This window comes from aff. Roholtiella sp. LEGE 12411 (assembly GCF_015206995.1).
In the GTDB taxonomy this organism is placed as follows: Bacteria; Cyanobacteriota; Cyanobacteriia; order Cyanobacteriales; family Nostocaceae; genus Komarekiella.
On the sequence record NZ_JADEXR010000201.1, the window covers coordinates 1 to 9,252 of the forward strand.

Genomic DNA, 9,252 nt, shown 5'->3' on the forward strand with positions numbered 1-9,252 from the left:
GCCCTATTCCCCATGCCCCATGCCCCATCCCGCAAGTGGCGTGGAGTTTTTCATCTAAATATCTTGCTTGTATTCTTGTAGTAATTTAGGAATGTGATCATACCCATCTACACCAATAACTGCAATAATTTTGGGGCGATGTTGCTGTAATAAATTTTGGAAATCTTCTATCCCTATTTGTCCCTGCAAAATGGTCAGTAATCCTGCTGGTTGACGCCACTCAATAGAGGCAATCTGTTCTAAAAGATACATTCCTAAACAGCCAGTGTAAACGGTTTTTTCAGCATTTTGCAGATGATAATAAGCTTCGGCTAAATAAGCTAAGTTCCGTCCTTGGAGATATAAATCACCGGATACTTGGGCTGTTTTAAAGCCATCTTCCAGATATTTAATTGCAGCTTGATGTTGCCCAACTACTAAATAGGCAATTCCTAGGCTGCTGAAACATAAAGCTTTACTTTGAATATCACCTAATTTTTCTGATAACTTTAAGCCTTGTTCTAAATAGTTAATTGCAGCTTCATAGGTTTCTGGTTCGAGGTTTTCCAGTTCTTGAGCCTGCATAACTTCGCTGTAACCTAAATTTACCAGTGCATTAGCCTCGCCTGTGCGTTGGCTTTGCCCGCCGTAGGCATCGCCTGCTTGCCGGCTCAAAATCAATGCCCGTTGACTGTAGTTAATCGCCTCAGCGTAATTTTGCTCTTGTACGTAGGTGCGACTGAGGTGGTTGAGATTAGCAATTTCACAGGGGCGATCGCCTGCATATCTGGCTATCTCCAGTGCTTGCTGATGAAAATCAAGCGCACGTTGATATTGTCCTAAAGCACGCTGCGAATAGCCTAAAAGTGTCAAAATTCGCGCCTTTTCCTGGGTTCCCTCGACTTTTTGCAGCGGCTCATCCAGATAATCTAAAGCATCCCGCAAATAAGTACCAGAAAAAGAGGCAAAAATCCCACCGTAGAAAGGAAAATATGGACGCTGGGCAAAGGTTCGCAGAATCTGGAACATAATTTGAGAACAGGCATCACAGTATACTGTCCCAATGCTCCCAAAACCACTCGCTAACTGACTCCAAATCACTGCAAAGGTCAAGAAAGTGGAAATGGACAACTTTGGCCCTGCCTTGACATCGTAGGCTTGTTGGTCAAACCAGTTAACTAATCCCCGTTGCAAGTACTGTAGAATTATTGCCATTTCCACCCAATCTCTGAGGGTGACACCGCGTTGCTGTTCGGCAAATTGAATTATAGATTCTTCCATCGCCAAAGTGCGAAATAGTCTTTGGGGTAACTCACTATTAACTTGCTTACCCCAACTTGCCCAAGGGCCAAGTTCTCCAGGTACGCCACCAAATCCTAGAGATCCCTGGTTTTGCTGGTACATCCAACTGAGCAAGTTGTCTTGCAATCGTTGCCAAGAAGTCAAACCACGGGTAATACCTTCGGAAAATTCTTGTAAATCAGAATTAGCCTGGGCAAATTGCTGTAAAGCTTTAGATAATTGCTGTAGTTGTGCCAGATTCAGCGGATTTTTATGATTGGGGTCAGTAACACGTAAGAATATAGCTAGACGCTCATCGGCATCGGCTGTAGTAATTTCTTTGACTGCGGAGGCGATCGCTTCTGTGGCTTTGTTTTGCTCTTGCCAACGTTCCCACTGACTTTGGATGGTTTTAATTGCTCTTAAACTCCGGGTAGCCTTGGCTTTTTTGAGTTCATCTTTTTCGTTGTCTACTTGGCTTTGGATGGCATTTAAGCGATCGCTCAAAGCTAGCTCAAACACTTCTCCCGTACCGGAAGTTATCCCTTTAAGCAGCATTTGATACACCTGCTCAACCGAGCTAATCTTGCCCTTGAGGGTGGTTTCAACAATTTCATCAATTAAAGCGAGATAGCGATCGCGCAATGGCAATTCTGACACTTGAGCCACTAGAAAACATCACATCAATTCTAATTCTAGTCCTGGCAGCAGAAGTGCGAGAAAGAATTCCTCACAATTATCGATATCGAAGACTATCACTAACTGAGGCAGCAGGGGAAGACAGCAGTATGAGCCATACACTAACAGCAGCGAGAGTTCCAGCACCAGGAAGAATTTTAAGTCGAGAACTAGAAGCCCGTGGCTGGACACAGAAGGATCTTGCAGAAATTATGGGCCGTCCAATCCAAACCATCAACGAGATTATCCGGGGAAGCAAGCAGATAACTCCTGAAACAGCTATAGAACTGTCGCAAGCTCTAGGCACTTCTTTTGAGTTCTGGACGAACCTAGAAGCTAAGTATCGACACAAGACAATAACCAGGAAAGAGAAGCCAATGAAAAAGCCGCCAATTGGTTGATAGAATCGCAGGCATTGCAGGACTTTGTTTCCCCGACTCAAAAATACTTTTCCCGTCAAGTAATTGAAGAATTCGCTCATACTCAGTGCAGACATCCAGGCATAATTCTCGGTCGTTTACAGCATAACGAACTAGTTCTCCATAAAAACCTGAGAGCATTACTCGTCAAAGTCAGCCCTTTGCTGAAAAATTGGATTGATATTTAGTTGTGAAGTTGAAACAAACAGTACAATTTTTGCGTTATTAGTAATCAAGGGACTAAATACTCGGGATTAGGGAAGAGGGAGGAAAAGTTAAAGGTTAAAGGACGAAGGGATAGTTCTTCCCTTTCCCCCTTACCCCTTTCCCTTTCACCAATGCCCCATGCCCTATCCCCCATGCCCTATCCCCAGTCCCTATAAATGGCTCGCACCCCCACATTAACTTTCGATCGCGGTACATTAGTTTTGCATCCACCACCACGCGGTAAAGCTTGGATGGACTATGCCAGATGGGATGATCGAGTTGAAAAATTCCGTATTCCAGCAATTAGATACCGCTCTTTAGTGGAAGCACTACAGGCGGAAGAAACTAACTTTATCGACGAAGCAAAGGAATTTTATCCCATAGATTTGGTTCCCACTCTAGAAATGGAACCTTATCCGCACCAGAGTGAAGCTTTAGCAGCTTGGAAACTGGCGGGTAGGCAGGGGGTGGTAGTGCTTCCCACCGCAGCGGGAAAGACTTATTTGGCGCAAATGGCAATGCAAGCGACACCACGTACAACGCTGATTGTGGTGCCAACGTTGGATTTAATGCATCAGTGGTATGCACACTTAGTGGCGGCGTTTCCCGATGCTGAGGTGGGATTGCTAGGGGGTGGTTCGCGGGATAGGACACCCATCCTAGTTGCAACTTACGACAGTGCAGCAATTCACGCTGAGGCGCTGGGGAATAAATATGCTTTAGTTGTTTTTGATGAGTGTCATCATTTGCCGACAGATTTTAATCGTGTCATCGCTGAGTATGCGATCGCACCCTATCGTTTAGGACTTTCTGCTACACCAGAACGCACTGATGGCAAACACGCTGACCTAAATATCCTCATTGGTCAAGAAGTATATCGCAAACGGGCTGAGGATTTAGCGGGGAAGGCGTTAGCAGAGCACGAAATTGTTCAAATTAAGGTGAAGTTATCACAAGTTGAGCGGGAAAGATACAACCAGTTAATCCAAACTCGCAACGATTTTTTAAAGCAATCTCGAATTTCTTTGGGAAGTTTGCAAGGCTGGCAGATGTTTGTACAAATGAGTGCGCGATCGTCAGCTGGACGTAGAGCTATGTTAGCGCACCGAGAAGCTAAAGATATCGCTTTAGGTACTGATGGTAAATTGCGAATTTTAGTTAATTTATTGGCAGAACATTACCCGGCACGAATTTTAATTTTTACTGCTGATAATGCCACGGTTTACCGTATTTCTCAAGAGTTACTGATTCCGGCAATTACTCATCAAACACCTGTGAAAGAACGACATGAGATATTAACAAAATTTCGCGAGGGTGAATACAATACTTTGATTGCTTCTCATGTTTTAAATGAAGGAGTTGATGTGCCAGCAGCTTCTGTGGCAATTATTTTATCAGGAACTGGTTCTGCAAGGGAGTATATTCAGCGTTTGGGGAGGGTTTTGCGGAAGGGTAATATCGAGAATAAGCAGGCGATTTTGTATGAGGTAGTGGCGGAAGATACGAGTGAGGAGGGAACTTCGGCGCGGCGGCGAGGGGAGAACAAAAGGGGAGAACAAAAGGGGAGAGGGGGAGAAAAGAAGAAGAAAGGGAATTTTCAGGTTGTATATGGGAGTGGGAAGGAAAGAAGTGTTAAGGCTGCGGAACAGTTAGAAATTAATTATTCGAGCGAAAAGGGAAATGTTACCGACAGACTTACTGATGCATCGCCAAAATGGGGAGGAGATCATCCCGAAGAGGCTGAAGATTGATCATCAAACTTCGGATTTGGCGATTGAGTTAATTAATTATTTTCAAGCAGCAGTGGGTAAGACTCAGGGTATGCTTGAGCGTCAACTGGCTGATTTTGAAGGAGATACGACAGATTATCGCGTCAAGCGGGGATTAGCTTATATTCTCAAAAGCAGTTTTTGTACGTTTGAGGTGGTGAGTCCGCTGGAACCACAAATGTTAAGAGAACGGGTGTTTTCGCTAGCTGCAAACTCTGTTTCAAGTCGGGAATCAACACAAGTTACTCTTGGTAAAATTGCTGATGAGTTAACTCAAGAACTTGAGCGGGAAGTTTTACTAGAACAAGTTCGTAATGGACTGTATGCTGATTTAAATGAGAATAAAATTTTGACGGCTTTTGATCCACCAACAGCGCCAGATTTGTTAAATCGATATAACTTATCTCAAGTGCAGGGTGTGTTTTATAAAGCTAGTCAACTGGTGTTGAATGCTCATCGCAATGTTCCGGGAGAATATAAGCTGTTATTTCGCTATTTGAAGTTGTTTCAATTGATGGCTTATATTGAGGGCGATGCTGACCACGGGTTTACAATTAGTATTGATGGGCCGACGAGTTTATTTAATCCTAGTACGCGATATGGTTTGGCGATCGCTAAACTTATTCCTGCTTTACTTCACGTTACTAAATGGAGTCTTTCCTCTATTCTCCAAACCCGCGACGCCTACACAAATGCTTGGAAAACTGGACGTTTCACCCTAAATTCTGAATGTGGTTTGGTTTCCCATTACCCACCAGGTAAGCCCTACGATAGTATGCTAGAAGCATCCTTTGCTGATAAGTGGGATGCGCTCAAAAGTGACTGGGTATTAGAGCGAGAAGTTGATTTAATTCCGATTCCCGGTAGCGTGATGATTCCCGATTTTCGCCTAGTGCATCGTGATGGTCGTACTTTCTTATTAGAAATTGTCGGTTATTGGCGACCAGAATATTTACAAAAGAAGTTTTCTCAGGTGCGGCGTGCTGGACGTGACGACTTAATTTTGGCAATTTCCGAGCGACTTAATTTAGAAAAGGCGGGAATAAAATTAAATGATGTCCCCGCGAAAATTGTTTGGTTTAAAGATAAGTTATTACCAAAAGCTGTTTTAGCTGTGATGGAGTGATGGAGTAATAATGGCGATCGCATTTTAATCTATGACTGGCCCTCTGGTGGACTTAATCTGCCCTCGTTTACTTTTACTGTCAAGACGTTTTTTTTGAGAGCTGCGAGTTGGTTTAGTCGATCTGCGTATTTGGGGTAGTATGACTGCGCTTAGTATGAGTTGTTTAAGTCTATCCATTGCCTCCTGTCGGTTTTTCTCCTGGCTGCGGTGTTCTTGGGCTTTGATGACAATGACCCCTTCTTGGGTAATGCGTCGGTCGTTTAGCTTTAAAAGCTGCTGTTTATAGAAAGTCGGTAATGATGAAGCCACAATATCAAAGCGTAAGTGGATGGCAGTTGAAACCTTGTTGACATTTTGACCACCTGCACCTTGAGAACGAATCGCGCTAATTTCAATTTCGCTATCGGGGATGATGATTTTGTGAGTAATTTGCAGCATAACTTATGTATAGCGTTATTAGTGCGATCGCATATTGGTCTTTAAGAGAATTTGCCATCAGATCTATTCTTTCTAACGGTACAAGACGAATAACTTAAAATGGTGCAAATTAAGAATAGTGCAAACATCGTAAATTATGAACGCTGCTAAACGCCTTGCTACTCTTAACCGCATCCGCAAACTCAGCCGCCTGATGGATACATCTATACGTATTCCGCTGACAGGTTTTCGCATTGGAATAGACCCAATTATCGGTTTAGTTCCAGGTGCTGGTGATTTAATCAGTACAGCGTTTTCAGCTTACATCATCTTTTTAGCTACCCGGTTTGGTATCCCACGCGAAGATTTAACCAAAATGATCTTTAATGTTGGTTTAGAAACAGTGGTGGGTACTGTGCCTTTTGTGGGTGATTTATTTGATGCTTTTTATAAGTCTAATATTCGCAATTTGGCAATTTTAGAACAACATCTAACAGTAGTTGAGCCAGAACTCGAAGAAGCATCTTTAGCTTACAGCAAGACACAGATTAAACATCCACCAATTAAAACTGTAATCAGTAATCAGAAATCGCTCAAATCAAATTTTTAAGTCACGCAGAGCTAAGCGAATTTGCTCCATACGCCTGCGATTGACACCGAGATCCGACTCTCCTATGCGAGATGCCGAGCGCAGATGAATTATTGGCTCATTGGGAGGGAAATAAAACTCTACGTCATCAATAAATTTGAAGATGCGGCTTTTAGAAAGAGCATGGATGTAATTATCTGTTTGTTCTATAACTTCTGTACGGGGAACAACGCTAAGAACTTTTAGTAAGGTTTCTCTAGCTGCATTGCGGTCTATATGATAGGCAATCGGGTCAATGGCATGTTTAGGGTCAGCATTTTGACTCATCACACAGTTGTTTGAAGCCGGACAAAAACTCAGATGACCATTATCAACTCCCAAAGTAGAAGAGGCAGCCCAAGTAGCTCCAGGAAGTATCATACTACTAATCAAAGTTAGGAGTATGGCAAAAGTGACACTCCACAAGAGTCGCTGTGCAAACGCTGTTAAGAGACGGGACATTATAAATTTACTCCTCAAGGGGTGAATAGAACTTCCTTTATTTTCGGTCATTTTGGGTGAGCGTTGCACTTTGTCAGTTCGCCCTAAAACCACATTCTGAATAATCGCAATGCACCTGCGCTGATCAGTTGCGGTAAAAGGCTGCGTCACACTTAGGGCATCTACCATTAAACATTTCGAGAGAATTTTACCTCAGTTTTCATACTTGCAAAAGACTAGGACTTACGCATTGACAAGAAATACCAAATATGGATAAAGCTGAAAAACCATATTTTTCGTAATCGTCTATTGACGATCGCAGGATAATTAAGAAAAGCCTCAAACAACCTATTTTAGTTAATTTACATCACGATGCATTTGTACAGTGCGTAAGTCCTAAATACTTTCGACTAATGACCAACGACGCATGACAGCCCTCATGAATGATTGTGCAATTTAAATGTGTTTTAGCTGATGATGCCAGTTGGCATAGCTTATAACTGGTAAATTTGCGTTGCTTTAAGCATGTGATAAGTAATGATCAATTGGGTAAGCGCCAGAGGGTAACTTTGGAGTGTCTCACCAGTTGTACCTGCAATTTTGCCTAGTTCTGGGTTGCTTTCGCGATCGCATATATTTCGTAAATGCGGCATATCGGAACATATAACATGCTCTAGTTTATTCACCTGTTCCAAGGTTGCATGACCGTCAACTTCTAAGACATCTACCGGCTTACTCATATCCCGATCTAGCCCCAGGCGGATCGCTGACAGGGAGTTAACATCGTAGGATTGGACAATCTGGGTAAAATCCGGGTGAGGAATTGTTGGACGCAATACCAGGCGGACATTTAGGTGTCCATTGGTTTCATCCTCTTCCTCTGTAGGCGGGTAGAAACTAATTACTATATCAGACCACTGTCGCTGCGGGCGGATAAATTGCTGTGAGTCGGGTTCGCGCTTTTCTAGTTCCGCCAGCACTTGTTCCGCAGTATAACCACGCTTTTGTGTATCCCGTTTGACCTTCCACTTGGCGCGTAGTTCTTCAGGAGGCGCAAGATAAACTTTAACATCATAAGCATCGCGGGCGGCACGGGTAGAATAACCGAGTAATCCCTCAATAATCACAAATTTATTGGGTTTGATGTACTGCGGCGGCTCAAAGGTTCCAGTTTTATGGCTGTAAACTGGCTTGAGGATCGCTTGTCCTGTGCGTAGCAGCGATAGATGCTGCTGCATAATATCTAGATGGTTGCAGTCGGGGTGAAGGGCTGTGATCCCAAGTTCTGCACGTTGATGGCGATCGTAACGGTGGTAATCATCTGTGCAGATGAGCGTGACATTTTCCGGGCCGAGTACCTGAGCGATCCCGCGAGTTAGTGTTGTTTTACCAGCGGCGCTATCACCGACAATGCCAAGAATTATTGGACGGCTCATTGATTCTCCCCCCCCTGATATGAGCAAGTTTAGTAATAAATTTGTCAGACAATATTTTTTAATATTAAAAGGGATTAGGCAAGTAACTCAAGCTAAGTGTTTGTCTGCAACATCTCTACACATAGAATATTTAAGCGATCGCCTGCTGTAAAACTACCTGTTTAGTTTAGTTATGACAACTCAAACACTAGGACTCGAACAAAACCTATATGACTATTTACTATCAGTGTCTCTGCGGGAACCGAAAATTTTGACCCAATTGAGACAAGAAACAAACCAGCATCCAATGGGGAGAATGCAGATTGCTCCCGAACAGGGGCAGTTTTTGGCGTTGTTGGTGCAGTTGCTAGGAGCTAAGAAAACTCTGGAATTGGGGGTATTCACAGGTTATAGTTCCTTAGTGGTGGCATTAGCGTTACCGCCAGAAGGAAAAGTTGTAGCCTGTGATGTGAGTGAGGAGTTTACTGCGATCGCCCGGCGTTATTGGCAGCAAGCAGGGGTAGCAGATAAAATTCATCTATGCATCGCTCCTGCAATGGAAACTTTAGATCAATTGCTACTAGCCAAACAAGCAGAAACTTTTGATTTCGCCTTCATCGATGCCGATAAGAGCAAGTATGATGACTATTATGAGCGATCGCTGCAACTTGTGCGTCCAGGTGGAGTGATTGCCATCGATAATGTTCTTTGGTCAGGAAGGGTTGCAGATCCTCAAGTGCAGGACAATCGAACCAAAAAGATTCGCGCTTTTAATCAGAAGCTGCATCAAGACACGCGAATTAGTCTCAGCTTGATACCTATTGCAGATGGTTTAACCCTAGCGCTAAAGAATTAAAAATTTAGGCATCCCCCATGCCCCATGCCCAATGCC

General features: G+C 43.4%; 9 protein-coding genes. 5 read left to right on the forward strand and 4 right to left on the reverse strand.

Annotated features, from left to right (window positions below):
• Positions 1 to 54: 54 nt before the first annotated feature.
• Entirely contained in the window at positions 55 to 1,920 is a 1,866-nt protein-coding gene (locus IQ246_RS26945) for a tetratricopeptide repeat protein (RefSeq protein ID WP_194006367.1), read from the reverse strand.
• Here IQ246_RS26945 and IQ246_RS26950 point away from each other — a divergent pair.
• From IQ246_RS26950 to IQ246_RS26960, 3 genes are all read left to right on the forward strand, one after another.
• Positions 1,905 to 2,339, forward strand: coding sequence for a HigA family addiction module antitoxin (locus IQ246_RS26950; protein WP_244142172.1), 435 nt, complete (start codon positions 1,905 to 1,907; stop codon positions 2,337 to 2,339). The two genes, IQ246_RS26945 and IQ246_RS26950, sit on opposite strands and share 16 nt — an antisense overlap.
• Before the next feature lie 401 nt (positions 2,340 to 2,740).
• Positions 2,741 to 4,315: a DEAD/DEAH box helicase gene (locus IQ246_RS26955; RefSeq protein ID WP_194006361.1), complete on the forward strand. Its 1,575-nt coding sequence runs from the start codon at positions 2,741 to 2,743 to the stop codon at positions 4,313 to 4,315.
• Complete coding sequence (locus IQ246_RS26960; RefSeq protein WP_194006362.1) at positions 4,245 to 5,459, forward strand: DUF790 family protein; 1,215 nt, start codon at positions 4,245 to 4,247, stop codon at positions 5,457 to 5,459. Before IQ246_RS26955 ends, IQ246_RS26960 begins: the two co-directional genes overlap by 71 nt.
• A gap of 24 nt (positions 5,460 to 5,483) precedes the next feature.
• Here IQ246_RS26960 and arfB read toward each other — a convergent pair whose 3' ends face one another.
• The gene (gene arfB / locus IQ246_RS26965; RefSeq protein WP_194006363.1) at positions 5,484 to 5,897 is read right to left on the reverse strand and encodes an alternative ribosome rescue aminoacyl-tRNA hydrolase ArfB; all 414 of its coding nucleotides are present in this window, start codon (positions 5,895 to 5,897) and stop codon (positions 5,484 to 5,486) included.
• 136 nt (positions 5,898 to 6,033) lie between these two features.
• On the opposite strand from arfB, the gene IQ246_RS26970 reads away from it, so the two are divergent.
• Positions 6,034 to 6,486, forward strand: coding sequence for a DUF4112 domain-containing protein (locus tag IQ246_RS26970; protein ID WP_244142173.1), 453 nt, complete (start codon positions 6,034 to 6,036; stop codon positions 6,484 to 6,486).
• On the opposite strand, the gene IQ246_RS26975 is transcribed toward IQ246_RS26970, so the two are convergent.
• Together IQ246_RS26975 and IQ246_RS26980 are read right to left on the reverse strand one after the other, a co-directional pair.
• Positions 6,475 to 6,966 carry a DUF1499 domain-containing protein gene (locus tag IQ246_RS26975; protein WP_194006364.1) on the reverse strand — a complete coding sequence of 164 codons (492 nt, stop codon included), beginning with the start codon at positions 6,964 to 6,966 and terminating at the stop codon, positions 6,475 to 6,477. The two genes, IQ246_RS26970 and IQ246_RS26975, sit on opposite strands and share 12 nt — an antisense overlap.
• A gap of 473 nt (positions 6,967 to 7,439) precedes the next feature.
• The gene (locus IQ246_RS26980; RefSeq protein ID WP_194006365.1) at positions 7,440 to 8,381 is read right to left on the reverse strand and encodes a phosphoribulokinase; all 942 of its coding nucleotides are present in this window, start codon (positions 8,379 to 8,381) and stop codon (positions 7,440 to 7,442) included.
• A 172-nt stretch (positions 8,382 to 8,553) separates the two neighbouring features.
• Between IQ246_RS26980 and IQ246_RS26985 the strand changes: the two genes are divergently transcribed.
• The gene (locus IQ246_RS26985; protein ID WP_194006366.1) at positions 8,554 to 9,216 is read left to right on the forward strand and encodes a class I SAM-dependent methyltransferase; all 663 of its coding nucleotides are present in this window, start codon (positions 8,554 to 8,556) and stop codon (positions 9,214 to 9,216) included.
• The last annotated feature ends 36 nt before the right edge of the window (positions 9,217 to 9,252 follow it).